General features: G+C 72.9%; 21 protein-coding genes. 8 read left to right on the plus strand and 13 right to left on the minus strand.

The features are described from left to right. Positions 1–68: 68 nt before the first annotated feature. Positions 69–920, plus strand: a complete 852-nt coding sequence (locus ACH4S9_RS08200) for a hypothetical protein (protein ID WP_385351746.1) — start codon at positions 69–71, stop codon at positions 918–920. A 79-nt stretch (positions 921–999) separates the two neighbouring features. Here the strand turns inward: ACH4S9_RS08200 and ACH4S9_RS08205 are convergent, their stop codons facing one another. The 3 genes from ACH4S9_RS08205 to ACH4S9_RS08215 all read right to left on the minus strand — a co-directional run bounded on the left by ACH4S9_RS08205 (position 1,000) and on the right by ACH4S9_RS08215 (position 3,273). Next, a complete protein-coding gene (locus ACH4S9_RS08205; RefSeq protein ID WP_311730236.1) occupies positions 1,000–1,209 on the minus strand; it encodes a DUF397 domain-containing protein in 210 nt (69 codons plus the stop codon). A 183-nt stretch (positions 1,210–1,392) separates the two neighbouring features. Further along, the gene (locus ACH4S9_RS08210) at positions 1,393–2,265 is read right to left on the minus strand and encodes a helix-turn-helix transcriptional regulator (protein ID WP_311730237.1); all 873 of its coding nucleotides are present in this window, start codon (positions 2,263–2,265) and stop codon (positions 1,393–1,395) included. Positions 2,266–2,523: 258 nt separating this feature from the next. Next, positions 2,524–3,273, minus strand: coding sequence for a GPP34 family phosphoprotein (locus tag ACH4S9_RS08215; RefSeq protein ID WP_311730238.1), 750 nt, complete (start codon positions 3,271–3,273; stop codon positions 2,524–2,526). 269 nt (positions 3,274–3,542) lie between these two features. Between ACH4S9_RS08215 and ACH4S9_RS08220 the strand changes: the two genes are divergently transcribed. After that, positions 3,543–5,798: a D-alanyl-D-alanine carboxypeptidase gene (locus ACH4S9_RS08220; RefSeq protein ID WP_398370624.1), complete on the plus strand. Its 2,256-nt coding sequence runs from the start codon at positions 3,543–3,545 to the stop codon at positions 5,796–5,798. 248 nt (positions 5,799–6,046) lie between these two features. Beyond that, entirely contained in the window at positions 6,047–8,032 is a 1,986-nt protein-coding gene (locus ACH4S9_RS08225) for an MFS transporter (RefSeq protein WP_398370626.1), read from the plus strand. A 66-nt stretch (positions 8,033–8,098) separates the two neighbouring features. On the opposite strand, the gene ACH4S9_RS08230 is transcribed toward ACH4S9_RS08225, so the two are convergent. The 7 genes from ACH4S9_RS08230 to ACH4S9_RS08260 all read right to left on the minus strand — a co-directional run bounded on the left by ACH4S9_RS08230 (position 8,099) and on the right by ACH4S9_RS08260 (position 19,211). Continuing rightward, a complete protein-coding gene (locus tag ACH4S9_RS08230; protein ID WP_398370628.1) occupies positions 8,099–9,409 on the minus strand; it encodes an ABC transporter substrate-binding protein in 1,311 nt (436 codons plus the stop codon). After that, entirely contained in the window at positions 9,406–10,371 is a 966-nt protein-coding gene (locus tag ACH4S9_RS08235; protein WP_358843378.1) for a hypothetical protein, read from the minus strand. The genes ACH4S9_RS08230 and ACH4S9_RS08235 overlap by 4 nt, the downstream gene beginning before the upstream one ends. Continuing rightward, positions 10,368–11,969: a VWA domain-containing protein gene (locus tag ACH4S9_RS08240; protein WP_398370630.1), complete on the minus strand. Its 1,602-nt coding sequence runs from the start codon at positions 11,967–11,969 to the stop codon at positions 10,368–10,370. The genes ACH4S9_RS08235 and ACH4S9_RS08240 overlap by 4 nt, the downstream gene beginning before the upstream one ends. 12 nt (positions 11,970–11,981) lie before the next feature. Further along, positions 11,982–14,357, minus strand: coding sequence for a tetratricopeptide repeat protein (locus ACH4S9_RS08245; RefSeq protein WP_398370632.1), 2,376 nt, complete (start codon positions 14,355–14,357; stop codon positions 11,982–11,984). A 34-nt stretch (positions 14,358–14,391) separates the two neighbouring features. Further along, positions 14,392–16,104 carry a trypsin-like peptidase domain-containing protein gene (locus ACH4S9_RS08250; RefSeq protein WP_398370634.1) on the minus strand — a complete coding sequence of 571 codons (1,713 nt, stop codon included), beginning with the start codon at positions 16,102–16,104 and terminating at the stop codon, positions 14,392–14,394. 54 nt (positions 16,105–16,158) lie between these two features. Then, a complete protein-coding gene (otr(A), locus tag ACH4S9_RS08255) occupies positions 16,159–18,243 on the minus strand; it encodes a tetracycline resistance ribosomal protection protein Otr(A) (RefSeq protein WP_398370636.1) in 2,085 nt (694 codons plus the stop codon). 353 nt (positions 18,244–18,596) lie between these two features. Continuing rightward, on the minus strand, positions 18,597–19,211 hold the full coding sequence (locus tag ACH4S9_RS08260; RefSeq protein WP_385342457.1) for a TetR/AcrR family transcriptional regulator: 615 nt from the start codon (positions 19,209–19,211) through the stop codon (positions 18,597–18,599). 123 nt (positions 19,212–19,334) lie between these two features. On the opposite strand from ACH4S9_RS08260, the gene ACH4S9_RS08265 reads away from it, so the two are divergent. After that, positions 19,335–20,156 carry an NAD(P)H-binding protein gene (locus tag ACH4S9_RS08265; protein ID WP_398370638.1) on the plus strand — a complete coding sequence of 274 codons (822 nt, stop codon included), beginning with the start codon at positions 19,335–19,337 and terminating at the stop codon, positions 20,154–20,156. A gap of 11 nt (positions 20,157–20,167) precedes the next feature. Here the strand turns inward: ACH4S9_RS08265 and ACH4S9_RS08270 are convergent, their stop codons facing one another. Then, on the minus strand, positions 20,168–21,223 hold the full coding sequence (locus ACH4S9_RS08270) for a Ku protein (protein ID WP_398370640.1): 1,056 nt from the start codon (positions 21,221–21,223) through the stop codon (positions 20,168–20,170). Positions 21,224–21,253: 30 nt separating this feature from the next. On the opposite strand from ACH4S9_RS08270, the gene ligD reads away from it, so the two are divergent. Then, positions 21,254–22,156, plus strand: a complete 903-nt coding sequence (ligD, locus tag ACH4S9_RS08275) for a non-homologous end-joining DNA ligase (protein WP_311730251.1) — start codon at positions 21,254–21,256, stop codon at positions 22,154–22,156. Between the two features lie 82 nt (positions 22,157–22,238). Beyond that, positions 22,239–23,189 (plus strand): ATP-dependent DNA ligase, encoded by a 951-nt coding sequence (locus tag ACH4S9_RS08280; RefSeq protein WP_311730252.1) that lies wholly within the window; start codon positions 22,239–22,241, stop codon positions 23,187–23,189. Positions 23,190–23,264: 75 nt separating this feature from the next. Here ACH4S9_RS08280 and ACH4S9_RS08285 read toward each other — a convergent pair whose 3' ends face one another. Together ACH4S9_RS08285 and ACH4S9_RS08290 are read right to left on the minus strand one after the other, a co-directional pair. Next, positions 23,265–24,200, minus strand: a complete 936-nt coding sequence (locus ACH4S9_RS08285; RefSeq protein ID WP_398370643.1) for a 1-aminocyclopropane-1-carboxylate deaminase/D-cysteine desulfhydrase — start codon at positions 24,198–24,200, stop codon at positions 23,265–23,267. Between the two features lie 90 nt (positions 24,201–24,290). Further along, positions 24,291–25,127 (minus strand): class I SAM-dependent methyltransferase, encoded by an 837-nt coding sequence (locus ACH4S9_RS08290; protein WP_311730254.1) that lies wholly within the window; start codon positions 25,125–25,127, stop codon positions 24,291–24,293. Positions 25,128–25,317: 190 nt separating this feature from the next. On the opposite strand from ACH4S9_RS08290, the gene ACH4S9_RS08295 reads away from it, so the two are divergent. Further along, complete coding sequence (locus ACH4S9_RS08295; RefSeq protein ID WP_398370645.1) at positions 25,318–26,352, plus strand: trypsin-like peptidase domain-containing protein; 1,035 nt, start codon at positions 25,318–25,320, stop codon at positions 26,350–26,352. Between the two features lie 5 nt (positions 26,353–26,357). Next, the gene (locus tag ACH4S9_RS08300; protein WP_311730257.1) at positions 26,358–26,939 is read left to right on the plus strand and encodes an effector-associated domain EAD1-containing protein; all 582 of its coding nucleotides are present in this window, start codon (positions 26,358–26,360) and stop codon (positions 26,937–26,939) included. Position 26,940 lies beyond the last annotated feature (1 nt).

The raw sequence follows: 26,940 nt of genomic DNA on the forward strand, positions 1-26,940 counted from the left end.
AACGGCTTTGTCCGAGATGCGGTCGGCACCCTCCCCATCTGACGTCACGTCAGCTACACATGGAGGACATGAGCAGTGACTCGAGTGAGGACACGCGCGGCGAGACATACGCGGAACTGGCCTCGGTCGGCCCGTACGGAGTGCGCCCCGGCCACGCCCTGATCACCATGGTCGAGCCGCACCCCGGTCACGAATACGCCTACAACCGCTGGTACGAGGACGACCACTTCATCGCGGGCGCGATGGCCATGCCGTGGATCTTCGCGGGCCGCCGCTGGGTCGCCACCCGCGAGCTGCAAGAGCTGCGCTACCCGGAGAAGTCCGCGGTCGCCCGGCCGGTCACCGCGGGCTGCTACATCACGGTCTACTGGCTGACCGAGGGGCGCTACGCGGAGCACATGAGATGGACCGTCGGCATCAACAAGCGGCTCAACCGGGACGGCCGGGTCTACCAGGACCGTACGCACGTCTTCACGGCGTTCCAGGACCATGAGGCGACCGTCTACCGGGACGGCGCGGCGGGCCCCCGCGACTTCCACGCCCTCGACCACCCCTACGCCGGCCTGGTCGTGGAGGTCATCGACGCCGAGGGCCCCGAGCGCCGCGCCGAGCTTCTGGAGTGGCTGCGGGCCCGGCATCTGCCGAAGCGGCTGGCGGGCTCGCCCGCGGCGATGGTCACCGTCTTCCGGCCGACGCCGCTGCCGCTGGACCGGATGTCGTACGTCAAGCAGGTGGAGGGGGTGGAGACGCGGCTGACCCTGCTGTGGTTTCTCCAGCGGGATCCACGCGAGTGCTGGGAGGCACACTTCACCGGTCTTGACGACGACGTGGCCCGCTCGGGCCTCGGCCGCGTCGAACTGGTCGCCCCGTTCATCCCGACGGTTCCCGGGACGGACCGTTACGTCGATGAGCTGCGATGACCGTGACGGCGTCGAGCCCTCTCGGCTGGGACGGCGGCCGGACGAGAGGGCTCGGTGCCCAAAGGGCGGGTGGCGGAGATCAGCCGAGGCTGAGGGATCCGCGGCGGACGTCGGAGACGAAGGCCGACCACGACCCCGGAGCGAAGCTGAGGGTCGGACCGTGCGGGTCCTTGGAGTCGCGTACGGCCACCTCGTCGACAACGGGAGAGGCGACCTCCACACAGGCGCCATTTCCTGCGGAGTACGAGGATTTCACCCACATACTCGTCTTTCCTTGCTGAATGGACACATTTGCTCCGATACGCATTGTTGATGAGATGCACCCCGTTTGGAGGCGAGACCGACGTTACTCGTCAACATCGTCGGGAAAGCCGGTCGTTCACTCGACCGGATGGCATATTCCACCGGCCCCTTCCTGGCCGGTGCGCGGAGGTGTAGGGTCCGGGCTTTTGCGGTCCATTCAGCCTGCGGGTCAGCTCTCCTCGGCCCGGCGCGCGTGGTCCCGCGCCACCTCCGAGATGAACTCACGGCTCTGGTCGGCATTCAGCGCCTGGGCCCGCAGATGCTCGTACATCATGCTGTAGCTCTGCACATCGGTGTGCTTCTCGAGATAGAGGTCGCTGGTCACACCCTCCAGATAGACCACGCTGGTGTCCGACTCGTCCGAGAACTCGAGAATGGTGAACTGCCCGCTCATCCCCGGGTGGGAACCCATGTCGAACGGAATCGCCTGCACGGTCACATGCGGCTCATGGCTCATCCGCACCAGATAGTCCAGCTGCTCGCTCATGACCTTCGGGCTGCCCACCACGCGGCGCATCGCCGCCTCGTCCACGACCGCCCACAGCCGCAGCGGCGCGGCCGGGTCGGTGATCCGCTCCTGCCGCCTGAGGCGGACCTGGACCCGCTGGGCGATCTGGTCCTGCGGGGCCTCCGGCAGCGCGCCGCTGATCACCGCCTCGGCGTACTCCGGGGTCTGCAACAGGCCCGGCAGCACCTGCGGTTCATAGACCCGCAGCGATGCCGCGTCCGTCTCGAAGCCGATATAGACGCTGTACGGGACGTCGCCGAAGGCGTTCCACCAGCCCTGCTGGCGGGACTCCTTGGCCATTTGCATAAGGGAATCAACGAGCGCCTTGTCTTCGACCTTGTAGGTGCGGCACAGGTCGCGTACGTCGCGCTGGCTGATGCTGCGACGGCCGTTCTCCAGTCGGCTGATCTTCGACTGGGAGACCATCAGCTCTTCCGCCACCTCCTCCGCCGTCATGCCCTTCTCCTGGCGGAGCCTGCGGAGTTCCTGGCCCAATCGGCGTCGCCTGACCGTGGGGCCGACGTTCGATGTCACGGGACGTGCACCTCCGGCTTCGTACTGCTGATTCATGCTGTTCAGCAGCCTGCCACTACCGGTCGGCGCCGCGCTGGGAAATGGCGGCACAGGGTGCCTCTCGGGGCACACCCGACGCACGCGAGCGCGCGGGGCGGCGGGCCGGCCGGTCCTCGGGGGACAGGCCGGCCCACCGCCCCGCGCGCGTCAGCGGCTCCCGAACCGGGTCGGTGGGGACTGTGTGGTGCGGTCGGTCGGGTGGAGCGGGGCGTGCTGTGCTCAGCGCGCTCCGACGCGGGCCATGCTCCCGCGGCGGGACGGCTGCGCCGGAACTCCGGACGCGGGCACCGCGGCCCGTGCCCCCGGCTGGCGGCCTGGTGCGGCCGGTGCGCGCCGCGGCTGCGCCGCGACACCGTTCTGCACGTCCATGACAGCGTGTGCCACGAGTCCGCCCATGGGGTCGTGCCTGATCAGATCCCGGAGCCTGGAGCGCGAGGAGCGCCCCTCGTTCCCGGGATACAGGTGCTTGCCGAGCCCGACCGCGTGGGCCAGGGCGGCGAGCGCCGCGGTCCGCGGGTCCGGCGGCACGCCGGTGCGGATCGCGGTGTCCAGCCGGGCCCTGATCTCCCGGCTGATCGCCGATTCCGTCGCCTGGTAGCGAGTCGTCGGCAGTACCCCGCACATCTGGCCCTCCACGGCATGCACCATGCCGCAGCGCTCCAGATGCGTGAGATACGTCTGGCGCAGCCCCAGCCGGGGCCCGCCGATCCAGTGGACGGCGCGCACCGGGCTGCCGCGGCGGCGCAGCAGCTCCAGCGCGGAGTCCAATGTCGGATCTCCGGTCGGCCGTGGCAGCACCACGGCGATACGATCCCCGTCAGGGGCTATCCGTCCGGCCAGAGCCAGCTCTACTAGCTGTGCTCCGGCAAGACCGAGGTCGAGCGACTGCGGCTGCGCCGTGGTTCCCGTGGTCGGGTCCAAGGCGAGCAGCAGAAGCTCCTCCGGAATTGTTCTGCGGCTCCTGCCCATCCATGCCTCCCCGCGTGGATGAATGACAGGGTGACCCCTCTCACATTGGTCTGTCGAGAGTGCCTGAGGGATTTGATATGGAACCGATAGGTATGTCTTTCTCGTCTATCGGGTGGGCGGCAACCTGAAGGCACTCTGTCGGCTCTGTCAGGGTGTCATGGCGCGCGGCTGCACTCGGGCGCACAGGACACTGGTAGATGGTTGGGGCGGCGGGACGCGATGCCGACAGGCGGTGCGCGTCCCGCAAGACGTATTACAAGGAGGCATCGGTGGCGGGCGAGTCCCCCGACAAATCGGAGCAGCAGAAGTCGTCGGGGGAGACGACTCGCGGCGAGCACGATCCACGGCTCGCGGTCTTCCGCGAAGGGGAGGCCGAGGGTGGCGGGTCGGCGGTCGCCGTCGTGGACGAGGACCCGAAGGCGGGCGTGAAGGCGGAGCCCGAAGCGGAACCGGATGCGGAACCCAGTGTTCGCGAAAGCGAATCGGGTGAATCGGTCAAATCGGGCAAGAGTGACAAGTCTGACGAATCAAAAGATGAGTCGGATGAGGACTCGGACGAGGAGCCGTCGGGCGAGCCGGTGGACCGGCGTACGACCGTGCTCGGCACGCTGAAGACCGAGCCCGCTGACGGCGACGGCGACGGCGCCAAGGCGGACGACGAGGATCCGGCCACGCCCGTGGACCGGCCGACGGCCGCTTTCCGCACGATGAAGACCGAGCCGGCTGACGGCGAGGGCCCCAAGGCGGCTGACGAGGACTCGGCAGCGCCCGTGGACCGGCCGACGGCTGCGTTCCGCACGATGAAGACCGAGCCGACTGACGGTGAGAGCGCCAAGGCGGACGACGAGGACTCGGTCACGCCCGTGGACCGGCCCACGGCCGCGTTCGGTCTGCTGCGCCAGAAGGAGGCCCCCCGGTGGGCTCAAAGCGGCGATAAGGGCGACAAGGGCGACAAGGCGGAGAAAGCGGAGGAAAGCGCCGAGAAGGCGGCCGACGCGAAGCCCGCCGAGGACAAGGCCAAGGCCGACGACAAGGCCGAGGACAAGCCCGCCGAGAAGCCCGAAGGGGCCTCGGAGCGCACCAGCCGCTTCGTGCCGCTGAGGTCGACCGACGACGTCCCGGCCGTGCGGCCCCCCGCGCGCCCCTCCGCCCCGCCCCTGCCCGAGTCCGAGCGGACGAAGCAGCAGCCCCTGCCCGAGTCGGAGCGGACCAAGCAGCAGCCGCTGCCGCCCGTCGGCCAGCCCGCGCCCATCGACCTGCTGGCGCAGCTGACCAACACTCCGCCCCCGCCGGAGACCCCGCTGCGGACCGCCGTGCGGCGGGTCAAGATCTGGACGCCGCTCGCGGTGCTCCTCATCATCGTCCTCGGCGTGGCGCAGGCGATGCGGCCGCTGCCGGCCCCGGAGCTGAAGGTGGCCGAGGCCGGGTACACCTTCGAGGGCGACAAGCTTTCGCTCCCCTGGCCGGACCAGGGGCAGTCCGCGGTCGAGGTGGCGGACGTGGGCAGCCTGGGCACCTCCGGGGCGCAGAAGCCGGTGCCGATCGCCAGCGTCACCAAGGTGATGACGGCGTACATCGTCCTCAAGGACCGCCCGCTCAAGACGTCCCAGCCGGGTCCCTCCATCAAGATCGACGCCCAGGCGGGCAAGGAGGCGAACTCCCAGGACGAGTCGCGGGTCCCCGTCGAGGAGGGGCAGACCTTCACCGAGCGGCAGATGCTGGAGATGCTCCTGATCCCGTCCGGGAACAACATCGCCCGGCTGCTCGCCCGCTGGGACGCGGGGTCGGAGGAGGCGTTCGTGAAGAAGATGAACGACGCCGCCAAGGACCTGGGCATGAAGAACACCGTCTACACCGACCCCAGCGGCTTCAAGGCGACCACCAAGAGCACCGCGTCCGACCAGCTCAAGCTGGCCAGGGCGGTGATGCGGAGCAAGGCGTTCCGGGAGATCGTGGCGACGCCCAACATCAAGATCCCCGGCCTCAAGAACGTCATCTACAACAACAACAATCTGCTGGTGAAGCCGGGCGTGATCGGCATCAAGACCGGGTCCAGCACCCCGGCCGGCGGTGCGCTGATGTGGGGCGCGGAGCGGACCATCGACGGCAAGAAGCGGCTGATCCTCGGCGTCGTCCTGGAGCAGCGGGCCCCCGGCATCCTCCAGAACAGCCTGGATCTGGTGCAGGCGAACAGCTACAAGCTGATCTCCGCGGTCCAGGACGGCCTCACCTCCGCCACGGTGGCGAAGAAGGGCGAGGTCGTCGGCCACATCGACGACGGCCTGGGCGGTACGACGCCGGTCGTCGCGACCAAGGACCTGACGGTGGTCGGCTGGGGCGGCTTCGAGGCGGAGCTCGAGCTGACCGGCGAAGCCGGCAAGTCGCTGCCGCACTCGGCCAAGGCGGGCACGGTCGTCGGCGAGCTGAGCGTGGGCAGCGGCGAGAATCGGGCGAAGGTCCCGGTCGCGCTGAAGGCGGACCTGTCCGAGCCGTCGCTCGGCTCGAAGCTGGTCCGTATCGCCTGATCAGGCGAGGGGTACGAGGCCTGGCACGGGTGTCCCGGCGCGCAGTGCGCCGGGACACCCGGTCGGCCGTCCGTAGCAAGTTGTCCACACCACACCCCACCGCCTCGCCCAGAAGGCCTTTTGTGGGCCTTCGCGTGCTAGCGTCGCCTGCGCCTCCGGTGTCGGTCCTGCCGTGGCGAACCGGGGTGAACCGGCACAGGTTTGAAGGATGATGGGGGCAGACCTCGGGGAAGACGGGGAGAGCCGCAGTGACCACCGTGGATCCGACACGGGCCGATAACAGCGGGAGTTCCGAAGAGAACACCGCGCCGCGAATACGACTGCCCGCGCAGCGCTGGCCCGCCGAAGGCGCGGACGCGGCGGAGGGCGCAAGCCCCGCTGAGGACGCGGGCTCACCGGCGGGTGCCGGCCCGGCCGAGGACCCGGGTCCGGCGCTGACGCACAGCGATGAGCAGCGGGAACAGGAGCGGGAGCAGACGGCGGGCCGGTTGCGGCGCGTCGGGCGCTTCCTGTCCCATCCCGTGCCCGCCGCCCTGCTCCTCGCCGGGGTGCTGCATCTGCTCTGGGTCGCGCTGCTGGCGAACAGCGGCGGCGACCTGGCCGCGCAGGACGCCTGGGCGGAGTTCGCCCTCCAGCATCCCGACTCGGCGTACAACCTCGCCTGGTACGGCGGGATGCACCCGGTTTCGTACAGCGTCATTTCGCCATATTTGATGGCGGTCTTCGGCGTGCGTACGACGATGATGATCGCCGGGACGCTGTCGGCCGGGCTGCTCGCGCTGCTGCTGGTGCGCAGCCGTGTCGTGCGGAGGCCGCTGTGGCCCGCGCTGTACGGCGCGTTCGCGCTGGTCTGCAACGCGATCTCGGGCCGGGTGACGTTCGGGCTCGGCGCGATGTTCGGTCTCGGCGCCGTGGCGGTCATCTTCGCCTGGCCCACCAAGTGGCGGTCCCGGCACTGGCACCACAAGATCTTGCGGGCCCTGCTGGCGGCCGTGCTGGCCGCGCTCGCGACCATGTCCAGCCCGGTGGCCGGGCTGTTCGTGGGGATGGTGGCCGCCGCGCTGTGGCTGACCCGGCGCCACCCCGCCTCGTACGCGCTCGGTGTGACGCCGGTCATCGTGGTCGGGCTGTCGGCCTGGCTGTTCCCGTTCTCCGGCGAGCAGCCGATGGGCTGGGCGTCGACGATACTGCCGGGCCTGACCGGCGTCGCCGTCTTCCTGTTCGCGCCGCGGCGCTGGCGCACCGTCCGGGTGGGCGGGGCGCTCTACACGATCGGGGTGGTGCTGACCTGGCTGATCCCGTCCCAGATCGGCACCAACATCTCCCGCCTCAGCATGATCTTCGGCGGGGTGGTGCTGATCGCCGCGCTGGCCGCCCGCCGGGTGCCGCCGCGCCGCAAGCTGCTCTCCACGGGCGCCGGGCGGGCGTGGCTCGCGCTGGTGCTGTCCCTGGTGACGGTCACGGTGTGGCAGGGGGTCAAGACGGGCGACGATGTCATCCACACCACCCCGTCGGCGTCCTGGGCGCGCGAGCTGGCGCCGCTGGTCCACCAGCTGAACCGGGTGGAGGCCAACCGGGGCCGGGTCGAGGTGGTCCCGGTGCGCAGCCACCGTGAGTCCTCCGCGCTCGCCACGTACGTGAACCTGGCCCGCGGCTGGAACCGCCAGCGGGACCTGGACCGGAACCCGATCTTCTACGACGACACGCTCACCGCGGCCGAGTACCAGGCCTGGCTCAAGCGCTGGGCCGTGCACTTCGTGGTGCTGCCGGCCGACGAGCCGGACCACGCCGCGCGGCAGGAGACCGAGCTGATCACCCAGGGCCTGCCGTATCTGCGGGAGGTGTGGGGCGACGACAACTGGAAGCTGTACGAGGTCAAGGACCCCACCCCGATAGCCGATCCGCCGGCCACGGTGCAGCTGGCGGGCGCCGACGAGCTGGTCCTGAACGTGCGCGCCAAGGGCCCGGTGCTCATCCGCATCCCGTACTCCCCGTGGCTGGGCCTGGTGGACGCCAAGGGCAACAGCGTCAAGGCTCCGGAGCCGGACGCGGGCGACGGGCTGGCGGTCAACCGCAAGGGGTGTCTGACCAAGCAGGTCTTCGAGCCGAGCGAGGAGGGGCAGCCGGAGGACGAGTGGACCGTGCTGCACGCCCCGCGCCCGGGCATATACCGGATAGCGGGCAAGTACCAGCTGCCGCGCGGCACGCCCTGCCCGGACGAGATGGTGCCGTAGGCCGACGAGGGTGACGACGCCGATCGGGCGGGTCCGGGGATTCCCGGGCCCGCCCGATCGGCATGGTCAGCCGCACACCGTCGAGGGCCAGGGCTGGTCCGGGAACGTGCTGCGCTCGGTGCTCTGGTGGACCTTCTCCAGACTGCCCAGCAGCGTCCCCAGCCGTTTCTCCTTGTCCGCGGCCGAATAGCTGAGGAACGTGAGGGCGGCGCGCTGGAAGGCGAGCCGCATGCGCGGCGGCATGGCGTCGGACGCGTCCAGGCACAGCGAGGAGGACTTGAGCGTTTGGGCGATGGACCGGGCGACGCCGTCCGTCTGGACGGTCACCGGCACCTTGCTGTTCGCGGAGAACGGCCTGGTTGAGCCGCGCGGGGTCTCCTCGGCCCACACCTGCTGCCCCTTGGCCGCGGCGAGATAGCGCATGAGCTCCAGCGCCTGCCCGGTGTGCCCGGTGTTCTTGAACAGCGCGGCGAAGTCCCCGGACACCTCGTACGCGCCCGGGGGCGAGCCCGGGAGCCTGAGCACATCGGCGGAGAAGCCGAACCTGGCCTGGCGGGAGTGGGGGGCGTAGCCGCCGCGGATGAAGGAGCCCTGGTGTTCCAGCGCGCACGGCGGCCGCTGCGCGAACAGCTTCTTCCCCGCCGCGCGGAAGTCGGTGCGCAGCGCGGTCCGCGCGGCCGGGCCCGAGAGCAGCTCGCCCCAGGTCCGCCACGCCTCCTCGACGCGTGGATCGTCCCACGCCAGGTCGCCGGAGGCCCACTGCTCGTAGACCTCCTTGCCCTGTAGCCGCAGCAGGATGTCCTCGATCCAGTCGGTGCCGGGCCAGCCGGAGGTGGCGCCGTCGCCCATGCCGACGCACCACTGGCGGCTGTCGGCGGCCAGGGCGGGCAGGTCCCCGCGGGTGTGGCGGGTGCCGTCGTACCAGACGATGCTCTTCAGATCGGCCTTGACGGCGATGCCGTAGACCGGTCCGTTCTCGGGCTGCCTGGGCGTCCACAGCGGCGGGTACTCCGCCGGGACCACCTCGTCCAGCTCGGTCAGATAGCCCTGGGCGGCGTAGGCGGTCAGCTCCCCCGAGCTGGGCAGCACGGCGATGTCGGGCGGGGTGCCGGACCGCACCTCGGAGAGCAGCACCTCGCGCAGCGCGGTCGTGCCCTGGTACTCGACGCGGATGTGGTGCGCATCGGTGAAGGCGTCCAGCACGCGGCGGAAGGCGGTCGCCTCGGGCCCGGTCCAGGAGGCGAGCACACGGATCGTGCCGCCCGACGGCTGGGCGCCCGCGTCGCCCGAGCCGAGGGCGCACAGGATCACCAGCCACAGGCCGAGCACGGCGGCGGTGACGTTCCGGGGGCGGGCGGGGCGGGTGGCGGCGCTCATCGGGCCCGGAACCGGTACTCGTCGATACGCGGCTGGAGCCCGACGAAGACGAGCGCGGCGAGGAGCACGCCACCCATCGGTATCCACACCACGGCGCCGGTGCGCCAGTGGGTCTCCTCCATCTTGGTGCTCACCCTCTTGTTGGTGGTGTCGGGGGCCTTGCCGATGTTCGTCTGGCGCAGGCTGGTGCGGGCCTGGGCCAGCCGGTCCTGCGTCTGGTAGGTGAGGACGGCCAGGGTCGGCACCGTGAGGAGCAACAGCCCGGTGGCCACCAGCAGGAAGGGGTTGAACCGGCGGCGGAAGCGCAGCCGCAGGAAGCGCTGGGTGCGCACCAGCAGCACGACCGGCGCGGCGCAGGCCGCCGGGACCAGCACCCACCAGGCGAGCGACAGCAGCCAGCCGAAGGAGGTCTGCTGGTCGAGCAGGCGGAGCTGCTTCTTCTCCACCTGCGCCAGCCGGGCGAGGATGTCGCTGTCACCGCTCCGCGCCCTGTGGCCGGAGCCGTCGTCACCGCGCAGCATCGTTTCGGCGTAGCCGAGATACGCGTCGCGGAGCGCGGTGTTGTCGCGGTTGACGTACGCCTGCTGGACCAGGTCGCCGTAGGAGGAGACCAGGCCGGTGACGGTGAGCAGCGTCTGACGGGCCGGGGGGCCCGCGGTGGTGGACTTGAGGGCCTGGGCCAGGGCCTGGTTGGCGGTCGAGAGCGTGGTGCGGTAGTCCTCGCCGAGCCCCTCGATGTCCCCGGTGCCGCCGACGAGGCTGCGCTTCGCGTACTCGTACGACTCGTCCAGGGCCTCGTTCGCCGCGGCCACCTGGAGTATCGCGGGGGCCGACGCGTCCCGTACGGCCCGGGTGTTGCGGCTGACGCCGTAGTACGCGGTGAACAGCACGGCGGAGGCGGCCACCGAGAGCGCCAGCAGCGTCACCAGACGGCGGATCAGAAAGCCGCGGGTGCCGTTCACACCGCACCGGCCGGGGTGCCGGGGCCGCCGGGGCCCAGGGGGGTGTTGCACTGCTGGCAGAAGGCGGCGGTGGCGGGGGCCAGGCGCTCGCAGTTGGGGCACTTGACGTCGGGGCCGGCGGGCGCGGCGGGGGAGAGGGGCAGCGCGGGCTCGGGGGCGCCCGGGTCCGGGCCGCGGAAGTGGCTGCTCTCGTCGGACAGCACCATGGTGGAGTTCAGGTCCAGCGGCCTGATCTCCTCCCGCAGCCGCACCTCGCCCGCCGCCGGGTCCACGATGTCGACCAGCCCGCGCAGCCGGTCCAGCATCTTCTCGTTGCCCAACTGGTGCGCCAGCCGCGCGGCCCGGCCCCAGTGCTCCTGGGCCTGCTGCGGCTCGCCCGCCACATACGCGTCGTAGGCGGCGGTGACGGCGAGGCCGAGGGCGTCGTCCGTGCCGTAGTGCGCGAGCCGGGGGTGGATACGGGAGGACAGCAGCGGGTCGTCCGTCCAGCGGACCAGCACGGACTGCGCGGCGGGCAGCCGGATGCCGGCCGCGCCACTGTCCGGATCCGCGTCGAGCGACAGCTCCACCTCGGCCAGCTCGATCTCCTCGTCCTGCGCGTCGCCTTCCGGGTCGGCCAGGACGCACAGGTGGTACTCGCGCACCTCGTCGGCCCAGGGCGCGGTGCGGAACTCCCAGGTCCGGGAGTCGGGCCGGGCGCCCTCGTCGGTGAGGTCGAGACGCGTCGGGTACACCTGCTTGACCAGGCCGACCGCGCCGCCCGCGCGCGTCCGCACCCGCAGCCGCAGCCCGGTCAGGGCCTTGGCCATCGAGCCGCGCGTCATCGCCGCGAACTCGGCCGGCAGGTCGGAGTCGTCGAGCACCGCGTCGGCCCGGCCGCGCAGCCGCCGCGCGATCTCCCTGAGCTCGGCGGCGTCCCAGTCGTCGCCGATGCCGCGCGCGTCGCAGGTGAAGCACGGGGCGCACTCATCGAGCACCCGCGCCAGATGGCCGGGCTCGTCGCTCTCGTTCTTGCCGTCGGTGAGCAGCAGGGTGTGCCGGAGGGGCGCGGGCTGCCCGGTGTGGAGGCGGCGGGCGAGGTCGAGCCAGGTGCCGATCGCGGTGCCGCCGACCGCCGCCAGCTTCATCGCGGCGTGCGTGGCGGCCGCCTTGGTGTCGGGCCCGGCGACGGCCACCCCGCCGGTGGGCGGATAGACCACCTCGGCCCGCTCGGTGCCCCTGACCACGGCGAAGCGCGTGCCCTTGCGCAGCGCGGAGATGGCGGCGACGGTGGCCTTGCGGGCCGCCATGATCTTCGTCGGGGGCCAGGTCATCGACGAGGAGCAGTCGATGACGATGACCTCGCAGGCCGCGGCGCGGGCCGCGGCCGGGCCCAGGCCCTGGGCCTCGACCCGCACGATGGCGTGCATCTCGGCGCGGCCCGCGGCGGCCGGGAGATACGCGTTCTGGTCCACGCGCAGGGTGATGGCCGGGCCGTCGTGTCCCTCGCCCGGCTTGGCGCCCCGGCCCGCGGCCGGGCCGCCGCCGTCCGCCGCCGGGCGGTCCGTCCCGGCCGGCCCGGCCCCCGCGCCATCCGTTCCCGCTTTGTCCTCGCTCATCCGATCCCCTCGTCAGACGCGGGTCATGGGCCTGACGGCGTTGGCCCGGTCGACCAGCACCTCCAGGGCCTCGGGGCTGTCCGCCTGCTGGGCCAGGGCCCGCAGGGCCTTTTCGAGCCGGGCGCGCACCGCGGACTGCTCGTCCCGCTCTCCGAACAGCGCCCCGGCCTCCCGCGCGTCGTCAGCGGCGCCGTAGCGGAGCACCCAGTCCAGCGCGACCTCCAGCACCTCGGCGGTCAGCCGCTCACGGGCGTGGCCCGAGGCCCGTCCGTCGTCCAGATACAGCCGCGGCAGCCGGGTCAGCGCCTCCGCGAAGTCCGTCTCGGTCGGCAGCCGGTCGGGGTGGCCCAGCCGGCCGGCCAGCGCCCGCACCGTGGCGATCTGGGCGGCGTCGTGGTGGCGCGAGACCTTCGGCACCCCGCCGAGGACGTCGACCGCCCCGGTGCGGTCGCCCGCGGCGAGCCGCAGCCGGGCCAGGCCGAAGGCGGCGCTGCCCTGGGAGCGGTTGCGCTGCCAGACCGCCTGGTAGAACCGCTCGGCCGCGCCGTGGTCGCGCAGGTGCTCGGCGCAGTAGCCGAGGGCCAGCTTGGGCGCGTACTCCCCGGGCAGCGCGTCGTACACCGCGTCGAACTCCTGCCGGGCCTCGGCCACGGCGCCCTCGGTCAGCCGCACCAGCGCGCGGTGCCAGTTCAGCCGCCAGTCGTACGGCGCGCCGCCGCCGATGATCCGCTCGACGGCCCGCAGCTGGGCCTCGGCGTCGGCCGGCTCGCCGAGTTCGAGATGGGCGCGGCAGATGCGGAACCGTATCTCCGCGGACTCGTGTGGAAAGGCGCCCAGCTGCTCGATCAGCCGCCGCGGGCCGCTGCCCGTCGGGGTGTTGAGCAGCGCCGCGCCCGGGTCCTTGGCGTCGGGGAACGGCACCGGCAGCCCGAACGGCACCTCGGCGGGGTCGGGCCGGCCGTCCGCGAGCACGGGGCGGGCCTCCCCGGCCAGCCAGCGCTCCAGGCCGGGGATCCGGCCGAGCCCGGAGTCGAGCAGGGCCGCGGTGGGCGAGAACAGCGTGGAGGGCTCGGGCTGCTCCCGCTCCAGCCGCAGCGAGTGGAGCTCGCGGAGCACCCCGCGCAGCTGCTCGGCCATCTCGCGGGCGGACCGGAACCGCCGCCGCGGGTCAAAGGCCGTGGCGCGGTCCAGCAGCCGCCGGTACGACTCGGCGCCCAGGCCCGGCGGCCGCTGGTCGGCCCGCACCGCCTTGTCGGAGAGGTTCAGCAGGGTGCGCCCGACCCCGTAGAGGTCGTGCAGCTCGGTGAGGTCGGCGGCGCCGCGCTCGCGGACCTCGGGGGAGGCGAACCAGTCGGTGTAGGTGACCGGGCCGTCCCGCTGCCCGAGCCGGCGGACCGCGCCGAGGTCGATCACCTTGACCCGGCCCTCGTGGTGCATGACATTGCTCGGCTTGATGTCGCAGTAGACCAGCTTCTCGCCGTGCAGATACTCCAGCGCGTCCAGGATGTGCGCGCCATAGGTGAGGATGTACTGGTAGAGGCGGGAGTCGTCGAACGGCGGCTCGGACCGCTTGATGCGGTCCCTGATCCCGGCGAGGGTCATCCCGGCCACGAACTCCATCACGATGTAGCCCCGCAGGCGGCCGCTGTCGCGATCCGGGTGGGGCACATAGTTGATGATGCGCAGGATGCCCTGGTGGTCGAGCAGGGTCAGATAGCGGCGCTCCTCGACGGCCGCGCGCTGCGCCGTTTCGTCGTCGTCGTTGATCAGCCCCTTGATGGCGACGGGCTGGCGGTCGAGCTGGGTGTCCTCGGCGAGATAGACCCAGCCGAGCCCGCCGTACGCGACACAGCCGACCACCTCGTACTGGCCGCCCAGCAGATCACCGGGGCGCAGCTTCGGGGTGAAGTCGAAGGGGTGGCGGCAGTCGGGGCGGGGGCAGAACCCGGCCCAGAGCGCGGGCTGTCCGGCGTAGGCCGCGCCGACGGTCTCCTCGCAGCCCTGGCCCGCGCAGGGCTGTCCCTTCGGGGGCGGCTGCGGATCGTTGTCGATCAGGTCGCGGAGGGAGGGGAGCTCGACCCGCGGCAGGTCCATCAGGCCGTCGCCCGCGGGCCGGACGGTGAACTTCCCGGCCACGGCGCGCCGTCGGGCGCGGGCCGCGGTGGCGGTCGACTCGGACTCCAGGATGCCGGAGGCCTCCGGGGTGCCGGAGGCGGAGGCGGGCGCGCCAGGGGAGGCGGCGCCCGGGGCCGGGCCCTGGGCCTTGTGGCCGCACTCCGAGCAGAAGCCCCGGTCGTTGATCCGGCCGTGGCCCGCGGCAGGGCAGTCGGGCCGGTGGCAGAGCGCCGCCCCGCCCGGCGGGCCGCCGCCCCTCGTCCCGTCCGTCATCACGTCTCCTCCCCGGCTCTCCTCGGGAGCCCGCTCACGGCCCGATCTCGTTGACCGCGCGCACGAACCGGTCGACCGCCTCCTGCGCGGCGGCCACGTCGTACGGCACCGAATCCAGCAGCTCGACCGCCGCGCGCTGGAGGGGGATCAGCTCGGGGTGCTCCGACACGGCCCGGGCCCCCGCGCTCGCGGCGGAGGCGCGCAGCAGCCCCTCCAGCTCGGGGATGCGCTTCAGCTGCTCGTCGGCCGCGCACAGCGCCGCCTCGGCGCGCCGCAGGACCGTGGCCGCCGCGTGCTCGAAGGCGGCCATCTTGGCGATGATGTGATGGGTGTACAGCCCGGGGTCGCCGCGCAGCCGGAGCAGATTGACGCGCAGCGCCGAGGCGCTGCGGGGGTACGGCGCGTTCAGGGCGGGGGAGAGCAGCGCGCGCCGCTCGACGGCCTCGCGCTCGAGGCGCTCCGCGCGGGTCACCTGCCCGGCCAGCTCGCCCATCCAGGCGTCGATCCGCTCCCGCTCCGGGCGGAACAGCCGCTCGGCCAGGCGCAGCGCGGGCGCCTGCGGATCGCGGAAGACCAGCATCAGCCGGCTGCCCCGGTCGGCGAGGATCTCCATGAAGCGGACCAGGGCCTCCGGGTCGTGGGCCCGGTCCACGCTCACCGCCACGATGGTCAGCGGCACCGCGTTGGCCCGGATCCGGCTGAACGGCGAGGTGTCGCCGAGCGCCTTGAGGTCCATCCGGTCGGCGACCCGCTTGGCCACGTCGGTGTCGGTGCGGCCGGTGACGTCGACGGCCAGGTCGAGGCTGCCGATCGGCGGCACCGTGTTGCGCGGGGCCGAGGACACCGCCTGCTCGGCGCCGACCCCGGCCAGCTCGCGGTCCGCGAGCGTCACGGCCCGGCTGAGCGTCTCGTACCGGTCGCTGTCGTCGTCGGCGATCACGACCGTCTCGACGTCCGCGATGCCCTCCCGCCCGGCCAGGCTCTCGCGGCGCAGCCACAGCGCCAGCCGCTGGGCGAAGCCGATGTCCTGCACGCCGTCGGTGAGCGGGGAGACCAGCCGCTCGTCGACGCCGGGGTCGCCGTCCACCCAGCGGCGGACCCCCGGCAGATGACGGAGGACCGTCTCGACGGGGATCATGTACGAGAAGTGGCGGCGCTCGGCGCTCGGCACGCTGTCGGAGTCGTCGTAGCGGCTGACCACGATGCCGATGACGCGCTGGGTCTCCTCGTCCTCGACCCCGGCGCCGCTGAAGCCCCACCGCACCACGTCGCCGCGCGACTCCGGGTTCAGCTGCACCCACTCCGCGCGCGGTCCCGCGGTGCCCGCGATCCGGGCCGAGAACCACATCCCGTTGTCGTTGCCCTCGGGGAAGCCGAACATCCGCACCGGCCGCCGGGGCTTGGGCGGCAGCCGGAACAGCCGCGCCGCGTACTCGGCGGGCTGGGGGCGGCTCAGCGTCAGCAGGGCCACATCGCCGCAGTCGTCGGCGCGCTGGGGCACCCAGCAGCCCTCGGCGACGCGCGCGGTGACGGGCTCGGCGTCGGGCACGCCGACCAGGTCGACCCGGACTTCCGCGGCGGGCACCGGCCATCCGTCCGCGGGGATCACATGGGCGCACGTCAGCACCGTCTCGCTGCCCAGAAGGATTCCGGCGCCCAGAACCTCGCCGGTCGTACTACGGATCCGGACCCGCCAAGTCCCGTCGTGGGCGGGTGCATTGGCGGGATTGTCGTTTTCCGCCCCCATGTGGCCCGAGCATACGCCCGGGACGTACGGAAGTGACCCCAACCGGCCGATGAGTCACGGGAAAGGGTGACCGGAGGGGGCGGAATCCGTGCGTCCGGCCTGCGGTGCGCGGGGTGCGGCGGACGGGGTTTCCCGCCCCGGGCCGGTTTCCCGCCCCGGGCCCAGCGGGCGGTCCCCGGACGGCCGGGACCACCACACGCCCTCGCCGCGGGTGAGCCCCGGCAGCCACCGCTTCACCCCGTGCACCTCCCGGGCGGGGATCCGGCCCTCGAGCAGCCAGACCGGCGCCCCGCCCGCCGTCTCCGCCACGCCGGCGATCTCCGCCTCCGCCGCGGTGAGCCGGGCGGTGACCGGGGCCAGCGTGTCGTGCGGGATCTCCAGCTCGAAGGCGTGGCACGGCTCGTACACCCGCGTCCCCGCGCCGCGCAGCGCCCGCTCCAGCACCACCGGGGTCAGCTCCCGGAAGTCGCGGGCGGTGCTGAGCGGGCTGGAGAAGCCCGAGCGGATCAGGGTGACGCGGCAGTCGGTCACCGCCCGGCCGCCGTGGCCCTGAAGGAGGGTGTCGTGCACGGTCTCCTCGATGGCGTGGTGGAACGCGCGGGGCAGCGCGCCCAGTTCCGTCTCGTACCGGAAGGCCACCCCGGAGCCGGCCGGGGCGGGCTCGACGCGCAGCCCGATGGTCGCCCAGAGGCCGGTGTGATGCCGCCGGGCCATCTCCTCGCACGCCTCGCCGACGCCCACGGGCCGTTCGACATGGACCGGCCGGCTCGGCTCGAAGTCGGCCTCGATGCCGAAGTCCCGGGCGAGCGTCGCCGCGATGATCTCCTTCTGGACCTCCCCGTACAGCAGCACCGAGGTGGTGCCGCCCGGCAGGGCGCGGGTGTGGATCAGCGGGTCCTGCTCGGCCAGGCTCACCAGCGCGGCGTGCAGCCGGGCGGCGGGGCCCGGGCCGGGCTCGCGGGCGCGGACGACCGTGCTCAGGCTGGGCGCGGCGAAGTGCGGCTGGTCCGCCTCCGGGCGCGCGGGGCCGCCCGGGTCGTCGGGGCCGTCGGGGGCGGCGTCGGCCGGGCCGAGCCGGTCGCCGACCCGCACCTCGGGCAGGCCCCGCACCCTCCCGATGTTCCCGGCGGTCAGCCGGCCCGCGCCGGGGCGGCCGACGACGTCGAGCGAGGTGAGCTGGCCCGTGTACGCCACGGGCGTGCCGCCCGGCCCGCGGCGGTGGAGCGTCACCTTCTGCCGTACGGTCAACTCGCCCGTGAACAGCCGCAGACAGGCGGTCTTCTGCCCGGCTCCGGCCCGCCGCTCGACGGCGAAGACCGTCCCGTACGGGGCTGCCGCCGCCTCCGCGCCGGCGGGCGCGGGCGGCAGCAGCCGCGCCATCCCGCGGGCGAGCGCGCCGACGCCCTGGCCGCTCAGCGCCGAGCCGAAGAACACCGGGTGGACGCGGCAGTCCGCCGTCCCGGCGGCCAGCGCCGCCCGCAGCTCGGCGGGCGTGGGCGGCGGGCCGTCCAGGACCCGGGCGAGCAGCGCGTCGTCGGTCTCGGCCAGCGCCTCGGCCATCTGGGTGCGGACGTCCGCGTCGTCGAGCGACCGGGGCACGGCGCGGGCGTCCCGCGTGCCCGGGCCCCGTACCGCTGTCATCGCGACGATGTGCGGGGCCAGCCGGTCCCGGATGTCCGTCAGCAGCCCGTCCTGGCGGGCGCCCGCGCGGTCGATCTTGTTGACGAAGAGCAGGGTCGGCAGCCGCAGCCGCCGCAGCGTCTTCATCAGCACCCGGGTCTGCGCCTGGACGCCCTCCACGGCGGAGAGCACCAGGACCGCGCCGTCCAGCACGCCGAGGGCGCGCTCGACCTCGGCGATGAAGTCCGAGTGGCCGGGCGTGTCGATCAGATTGACCTGTGCCGACCCCACGGTGAAGGAGGCGACCGCCGAGCGCACGGTGATCCCGCGCTCGCGCTCGATGTCGCCCGTGTCGGTCTGGGTGGTGCCGCTGTCGACGCTGCCGAGGCGGTCGATGGCGCCGTGGTCGAAGAGCAGGCGCTCGGTGAGGCTGGTCTTACCGGCGTCGACGTGCGCCAGGATGCCGATGTTCAGGGTGCGGGCGATGCGCGGGGCCCGCGGGGTGCGCGAAGTGGGCATGGGTGCTGAAGTCCTCGAGAACTGTCGTCCGGTGGGGGCGCTGAGTAGTTCCGAGGAATCGGCGCATCGCATGCTCCTGCTGGTCGTCGGATGGACGCGGGCCATCCTGTCAGCGGCAGCGGTGACGTCAAGCGGATTAAGGCCCCGGCCCGCGGATCTTGACGCCTGCGGCAGACCCACGCGGCGGAGCCGCATACCGACCGCCGCTCGCACACTGCCCTCCCCTCGCCCCTGCCGAGGCCTGTCGCCGCGCGGGGCTCCGCCGCGCGGCGGCTTGCCCCCGGCCCGGGGTCTGGGGCGGAGCCCCAGTTGCGGGAAGGGGCGGGTAGGGGAAAAGACCGCCCGGACGCCCGCTAGGGCGCGAGGTGGCGGACGATCCGGCGCAGCTGCTCGGTGTAGTGCTCGCGGAACTCGGGTGAGTCCGGCTCGACGCCGAAGAGCTGCCGCACGATGTGCGGCATCGCGACGGGCGCCGAGACCAGGCTCATGAACAGCAGCATCGCGGCGGCCGGGTCGAGGTCCTCGGCCAGCTCGCCGGCCGCCTGGCGGCGGCGCAGCCCGGAGAGGTCTTCGGGGTCCGGCTCCACCGCGCCGCCGGTGAGGCCGTTCCAGAGGTTGAGGCGGGTGGGCCGGGGGTCGGCGAAGGACTCGTCGAGATAGCGCACGATCAGCTCGTGGAGGGGGAGGGCCGGGTCGGCGATGGTGGCCTCGCGCCGCAGCCACTGCTGGTGCAGTTCGAGGTAGAGGCCCTCCTTGCCGCCGAAGTAGTAGCTGATCAGCTGCTTGTTGACCCCGGCGCGGTCCGCGATGTCCTGGACGCGGGCGCCCGCGTATCCCTTCTCCGCGAACTCGTCCATGGCGGCGTCCAGCAGCAGCCGCCGGGAGCGCTCGGAGTCGAGCTTGCGCTCCTGGGGCGCGGGGGCGCGGCGGGGCTTCTTCGGGGCTTCCTGTGGAGCTCTCTCCTTCACCCGGTCAGGCTAGCCGCAGGGCCGGGCGACTTCACCCATCTATTTGTTTGACAAGTTCATCCGCCCGGATGAATCGTGGGGGCGGTCAGCCCCAAGGGCACGTCGGAGCGAGGAGAATTCGTCATGATCGTGGTGACCGGAGCCACCGGAACCGTCGGCAAGCATGTGGTGGACGAGCTGGTCGCGGCGGGCGCGGAGGTCCGCGCGCTGACCCGCGACCCGGACTCGGCGCGGCTGCCCGAGGGGGTGCGGGTGGCGCGCACCGCCGACCTTCCGCTGGACGGCGCCACGGCGGTCTTCCTCAACGCGGCGGTGGTGTGGCAGACGGGCCCCGCCGAGCTGTTGCGCGAGGCCGCGCGGGCGGGGGTGCGGCGCATCGTCACGCTCTCCTCCTCGGCCGCGGCGGAGCCCGGCCCGGGCAATGTCATCGGCAACCACCACCATGAGCTGGAGACCGAGATCGAGGGATCGGGGCTCGCCTGGACGCATGTGCGGCCCGGCGCGTTCGCCTCGAACGCGCTCCAGTGGGCGGCGCAGATCCGCAAGGGCGATGTGGTGTACGGGCCGTACGCGCGGGCCCACACCGCGCCCATCCACGAGGGCGACATCGCGGCCGTCGCCGCCCGCGCCCTGCTCAGCGAGGACTGCACCGGCCAGAAGCCGCTGCTGTCCGGGCCGCGGTCGCTGACCTTCGCGGAGCAGACGGCCATCCTCGGCGAGGCGCTCGGGCGGCCGCTGCGGTACGAGGAGATCCCGGCGGATGCGGCCCGGGAGGCGATGACCGGCGGGGGCGTGCCGGAGGCCATCGCGGACTCGCTGCTGCGGATGTACGCGGAGTGCGTCGACCGCCCCGCCGAGATCTCCCCGGAGACGGAGCGGATCACCGGGCGGGCGGGGCGTACGTTCGCCCAGTGGGCGAGCGAGCACGCGGCCGCGTTCAGCTGATACCGGCCTCGTCAGGAGGCGGTCCGGCCGCCCGCCCGCTTGGCGGCGGCCTGCTTCTTGGCGGGGGCCTTCTTGGCCGCGGCCTTCTTCGCGCCCGCCTTCGCGCCTGCCTTCGCGCCCGCCTTCTCGGCGCCCTTTTTCGCGGCCGCGGCGGTCTTCTTCGCTGTCGGGGCCTTGTTCGCGGGTGCGGCGGCCTTCTTGCGCGCCCGCAGCGGGTGAACCGTCGCCTCCGCTTCCTCCCCGGCCTCCCCGGCCCCCTCGGGCTCCGCCTTTTCCCCGGCCTCCTCGCCCCGGGCCTGACGGGCGCTGCGCACGCTGTCCCGCAGCGCCGCCATCAGATCGACGACCTGCGCCCCGGCCGGGGCCTCGCCGGGCTCGGCGGTGGGCGTGGCCCCGGCCATCTTCGCCGCGACGAGCGAGTCCAGCGCCTCCTGGTACTCGTCGTGCAGCTCGCTCAGATCGACCTCGCCGAGCGTGTTCATCAAGGTGTCGGCCAGGTCGAGCTCCGCGTCCCGGATCGTCACCTTCTCCTTGGGGGCCACGCCGACCGGGGTGCGCACCTCGTCGGGCCACAGCAGCCGGTGCATGGCGATGGCGTCGCCCACGACGCGCAGCATGCCCAGCCGCTCCCGCCCCCGGTGCGCGTACTTGGTGATGGCGACCTTCTCGCTGCGCTTGAGCGCCTCGCGCAGCAGGGCGTACGGCTTGGCGGCCGCGGGGCCGTTCGCGCCGAGGTAGTAGGCGTCGCCCATCTGGAGGGGGTCGATGTCCGCCGCCGAGACGAACGCCTGGATCTCCAGGGCGCGGGTCGTGGGCAGCGGAAGGCGGGCCAGGTCCTCGTCGGTGATCGGGATCAGCGTGCCGTCCGCGTCCTCGTAGGCCTTGCCGATCTCCGCCGCGTCGATCTGCTTGTCCTCGAGCTCGCAGACCTTGCGGTAGCGGATCCGGCCGCCGTCCTTGGAGTGGACCTGCCGGAAGGAGACCGCGTGGTCCTCGGTCGCCGGATACATCTTGATCGGGATGCTGACCAGGCCGAAGGAAATGTTCCCATTCCAGATGGATCGCATGCTTGATCCCTTTCGTGAGATTCTTATCGTATGTCCCCTATCGCGGAGGTGGAGGGGCGGCGCATCGCGCTCAGTAACCTCGACAAGGTCCTCTATCCGGCCACCGGCACCACCAAGGGCGAGCTGCTGCACTACCTGGCGGCCGCCGCCGGCCCGCTCCTCCGCCATCTGCGCGGCCGGCCTCTCGCCTTCCTGCGCTTCCCGGACGGCCCCGACGGCCAGACCTTCTTCACCAAGAACCCGCCCCCGGGCATGCCCGACTGGGTCGAGACCGCCGAGGTGCCCCGCCACGAGGGGGAGACCTCCCGCCAGGTGCTCGTCCAGAACCTGGCCTCGCTGATGTGGGCCGGAAACCTGGTTGTCGAGTTCCACGCCCCCATGTGGCGCGCCGATCGCGACGCCGGTCTCGCCGACCGCCTCGTCTTCGACCTCGACCCGGGCCCGCCCGCCACGGTCGTCCACTGCTGCGCCGTCGCCGAGTGGCTGCGAGAGCGGCTGCACGCCGACGGGCTGTCCGCGTACGCCAAGACCAGCGGCTCCAAGGGGCTGCACCTGCTGGTTCCGGTGGAGCCGACGCCCTCCCGGCAGACCACCGGCTACGCCAGGAAGCTCGCCCTGGAGGCCGCGGCCGCCGTGCCCGGGCTGGTGACGTCGAAGATGACCCGCTCGCTGCGGCCGGGAAAGGTGTTCGTCGACTTCAGCCAGAACGCCGCCGCCAAGACCACCGCCGCCCCCTACACCGCCCGCGCGCGCCGCGAGCCGACCGTCTCCGCGCCCGTCACGTGGGGCGAGGTCGAGAGGTGCGAGGACCCCGCGCAGATGGTCTTCCGGATCGACGACATGACGCCCCGGCTGGACCGCCACGGGGATCTGCTGGAGCCTCTCCTGGACCCCGGGCTGGCCCGCCCCGTGCCCGAGGGGGCGAACCCGTGACGGCGGCGGCCGGACTGCCCGCGGCGGCGCGGTGGCTGCCCGGAACCGGGCCGACTCCCGGCACGCCCCCCGGAGCCGCGCCGTGATCCCGCACTGGAGCCCGCCCTCCCGGGCGCCGCTGCTGCCGCCCGTGGAGGTCGCGCTGGCCCGCCCCGTCCACGCCTTCCCCGACCCGGCCGGGAGGCGGCTGGCGTACGAGCCGAAGTTCGACGGCCACCGCGTACTGATCTTCCGTATGGACGACGACGTCCTGCTCCAGGCCCGCTCCGGCCGCATCGTCACCACGGCCTTCCCCGATCTGCGGGCCGCCGCTGAACGGCTGCCGGCCGGCACCGTCCTGGACGGGGAGGTCGTGGTGTGGACCGGCGGCCGTACGGACTTCGGCGCCGTCCAGAAGCGCGCGGCCGCCACCCGCGCCCGCGCCGCCCGGCTCGCCCGCGAACTCCCCGCCTCCTACGCCGCCTTCGACCTGCTCGCCGCGGGCAACGAAGACCTGCGCCCCCTGGCGTACGAGCGGCGCCGCGCCCGCCTCGTCGCCCTGCTGGAGCCGTACGGGCCACCGCTCCAGCCCGTCCCCATGACCACCGACCCGGAGCTCGCCGCCACCTGGTACGACACCCTCCCGGCGATCGGCGTCGAGGGCCTGGTCATCAAGAGCCTGGGCCAGCCCTACCGCGCGGGCCGCCACTGGTGGAAGCTGCGGCACTCCGAGACGCGCGAGGCCGTGGTGGTCGGCGTCGTCGGCCCCCGCCACCACCCGCGCTCCCTCGCGCTGGTGCTGCCGGGCGACGACGGCCCGGTGGTCTCCACCCCGCTCTCCCCGGCGGTGCGCGCCCAGATCACGGCCGCGCTGCGCGGCCTGCCCGCAGCCCCCGAGCCGCCCGGGGACGAGCCTGCCCCCACCGCCAAGGACATGGTGGGCACGGAGATCTCGTACCGGCCGGTGGCCCCGGAGCTGACGGTCGAGGTACAGCGGGACAGCACGGCCCGCCACGCGGCGACCGCGGTGGTGCGGCTGCGCGCGCCGGAGTAGCCGGAGTTTGTGGTGAGTTCGGGACAGCGACACGCCGACGCCACGGCGTGTCGCTGTCCCGAACTCACCACAAACTCACTGGACGGGGTCCACCGGCCCTGTGATCACGGCGGTGACCCGGCTCCCCGGCGGCAGCCACTCCCCACCCGCCAGGTCGTACACGCACCGCAGCATCTTCGCGACGTAGCGCCGCTCCAGGGCGAGACCGTGCCGCTCCTCGAAGTCCTCGGCGAAGGCGGCCAGCTCCGCCGGGACGCGGCCGTATCCGCCGCCGTGGTGGTCGTGGTCGATCCGCCAGCCGGGGAAGGTCCGCCCCCACCCCAGCTCGTGCAGCCGCCCCACCTCGCCGTCCAGATACCGCGCGCCCTTGACCACCGCCACCCCCAGCGCCCGGGCGCCCTCCGGCAGTGCGGCGGCGATCCCGGCCAGCGTGCCCCCGGTGCCCACCGCGCAGCACACCACATCGCCCGGGCCCAGGCCGGGCAGCTCCGCGACGATCTCCGCCGCGCCGCGTGCGGCCGCCACGTTCGTACCGCCCTCCGGCAGCACATAACACCGGCCCCACCGCTCCTCGAGCCGCCGGACCGTCTCCGGCGCCGCCAGCCCGCTCAGCGCCTCCCGGAACCGCGCCCGGTCCCAGAACGCCAGCTCCATCCCGTAGCCCTCGGCCAGCGCCAGCGACCAGTTGCGCTCCGCCCGGGCCAGCTCGTCGCCCCGTATGACCCCCACCGTCCCCAGCCCCACCGCGGCCCCGGCCGCGGCCACGGCGCGGATGTGGTTGGAGTACGCGCCGCCGAAGGTCAGCAGCCGCGAGTGCCCCTGGTCGAGGGCGGCCCGCAGATTGGGGGCCAGCTTGCGCCACTTGTTGCCCGGCACCGTCGGATGTACGGCGTCGTCCCGCTTCAGCCGCAGCTCCACGCCCCGCGCGGCCAGCCGCTCGTCCTCCACCCGCTGGAGCGGGGACGGCAGCCGGGGCGCGAGTGCGACGGCGGGATCGATGGGCAGGTTCACCTCTCCATTCTGACCGCTGGAGCCCGGCTACCGGGCCGTGCCGCCGACCGGCCCTGGCGCCGGCCACGACCGTCTGTATCGGGCGCGCCGTCAGGCGAACCGCGCGATCGCGGTCATGGTCGGCCGCAGGTTCCGTACGCCGGGCAGCCGGTACAGCACGGGCGTCAGCGCGCCGAAGTACGGGCCCCGGCCCCGCGGCAGGTGCAGCTCGCGGACCTCGACCACGGCCGGGTGCGCCGTGCGCACCTTTTGCAGCTCGCCGGCGTTCAAGCCCCACGGCATGGCGGGCATGACGTAGCTCCGTGAGGGGCGTGTCTCGGCGCGCTGGGTGCCGGCGCTGAGCCAGCGGGGCACGGCGTCGAAGACCAGCGACCCGCCCCGGAACCGCTCGGCGCACGCCGCGATCAGCTCCCGCACCTCGCCCGGGCGCAGATACATCAGCAGCCCCTGGGCGGTGATCAGCACCCCGCGCCCGGGGTCGACCTCGTCCCGCCAGGAGAGGTCGAGCACGGACCGGGCCAGGATGCGCCGCCGCTCGGTGTCCGGGAGCAGGGAGCGGCGCAGCTCGGCGGTCTCCGGGAGCTCCACGCACAGCCAGTGCGCCCGGCCGTTGTCGACCCGCCAGAACTGAGTCTCCAGTCCCTCGGCGAGGTTGACGACGGTGCCGGTCGGGTGTTCGGCGAGGAAGTCCCGTACGGCGCCGTCGAAGGACCGCACGCGCAGCCCCTGGCCCTGGGCGAGCAGCGGGTGCGGCGGGCCGAAGGTCTCCTCGAAGGGGAAGTCGAGGCGGTCGACGAGCTCGATGGCCTTGGGGTCGTGGAGCACTGTCCGGGGCTGCCGGGCCTCGTACGCGCGGTGGTAGAGGTTCCACAGCAGGGTCTCGGGGACGCGGCCGAGCCGCACGGGCACCTTGTCCTGGTTCGCCATGTCGCTGCTCCCTTCCGGTCGCACTCCGCGCCCTGCAAGGAAGGGTAATGACCGGCTCGCCACGGGGCGGGCGTACTTGCCCTCCGAGGCCGTGCGGTCACGGCTTCGGCCAGGGCGGTGTCACACGGCTCCCCTATGCTGGAAGCCGTGCCGCAGGGCATTGCTCCGCTCCCAGCCGCTGGTGGTTCGAATGCCGCACTTTCTCGACGCACTGCCCTTCGACTGGAGCAGGCCCGAGTCCCGTGAACTGCACGATTTCCTCGCCGGCGTGTATTTCCGGGAAGGGCCGGTCGTCGAGTTCGCGGTGCGAGCGGGGGTGAAACCGGCGTCGGTCGCCTGGGACCGGCCGATGCATTCCGTCTGGCACGACCTGATCACCAAGGCCCGTAACCAGAATCGGCTGCGCGCGCTGCTCGAGCGGGTGGCGGAGGGCGATGAGGCGGTGGGGCTGCGGCTGCGGGAGCTGATGGCGGCGGATCCGGTGGTGGAGGCGCCTGCCGCCGCCGATTCCGGGGTCGTGTGGAAGGGGTTCGACGCCCGGGGCGGATGGGAGCGGCAGATATTCGACGAGCCGACCCTGCTCGACGTGGCGTTCATGCGGCGCGGGGCCGAACTCGCCCCGGGTGTGGTGCGGTTGCTGGTGGAGCTGCCCGGCGGCCGGGCCTACGGGACGGCGTTCCGGATCGGCGCGGACCTCCTGCTGACCAACCACCACGTCCTCTACGGCATCGGCCCCGGCCCCGGCCGCGCGACACGCGCCGAGGCCTGGCTGCACTACGAGCTCGACACCGCCGCCCGGCACCGCGCCCATACGGTGGTGCGCTGCCGCCCCGAGACGATCACCGGTGACCCGGCGCACGACTGGGCCGTGATCCGGTCGGATGGTCCGCTGCCGGACGACATTCCCGTCAGCGAACTGGCCACGGCCGAGCCGGTCTCGGTCGGCGAGCGGGTTTATGTCATTCAGCACCCGAAGGGCGGGGTGAAGAAGATCGGAATGCACCACAACATCGTCCGCCATGTCGATGACGATGTGATCCAGTATTGGACCGACACCGAGGCCGGGTCGTCCGGCTCGCCCGTCTTCAACGAACGCTGGCAATTGATCGCCCTGCACCATCGATGGGTGGCCGTCGAGGAAGAGCGCGGAAAGCGGGAATTCCGTAATCAGGGGCGCCGGATCTCCCGGGTGGCCGAGGGCCTCGCCGCGGCGGGGGTGTTCTAGGCGATATGAGTCTGCTGGACAACGCCCCTTTCGCCGCCGACGATCCACAGGCGCGGGAGCTGCTCGCCGCGCTCCTCACCGCGTACGACCAGGGGCCCGAGGTACGGGCCTTCGTGCTCGCGGCGGGGATGCGCGCGGCCGAGTTCGCGTGGACGGGGCCCATGGCGGAGGTGTGGCCGCGGGTCCTGCGGCGGGCGGCGGACCAGGGGCGGCTGCGGCGCCTGGTCGGCGTGATCGCCGAGGACCCCAACAGCGCGGCCTACGGGATCATAGCCCGGCTCGCCGCCACCCCGCCGATCACCGCATCCGCGGCCCCCGCACCCCTCTCCTATGGGCCTGGCGACGTACGCCGACTCGTCATGGACGCGCTCGACGACGACGAACTCAGCGCACTCTGCCTCGATCATTTCCCGGCGGTGTACGGCCAGTTCGCCCACGGCATGAGCAAATCGCAAAAGACGCTACGGCTGATCGAGTACTGTGCGCGGCGTGATCGGCTACCGGACCTCGTACGACGGGTGGGCGAGGTCAACCTCGTCAAGGTCCGTGAGTTCACCGACCGCCTGGAAAACCGAGACGAGAACTGAG

It is taken from the genome of Streptomyces sp. NPDC021225 (genome assembly GCF_044332865.1).
GTDB lineage: Bacteria > Actinomycetota > Actinomycetes > Streptomycetales > Streptomycetaceae > Streptomyces.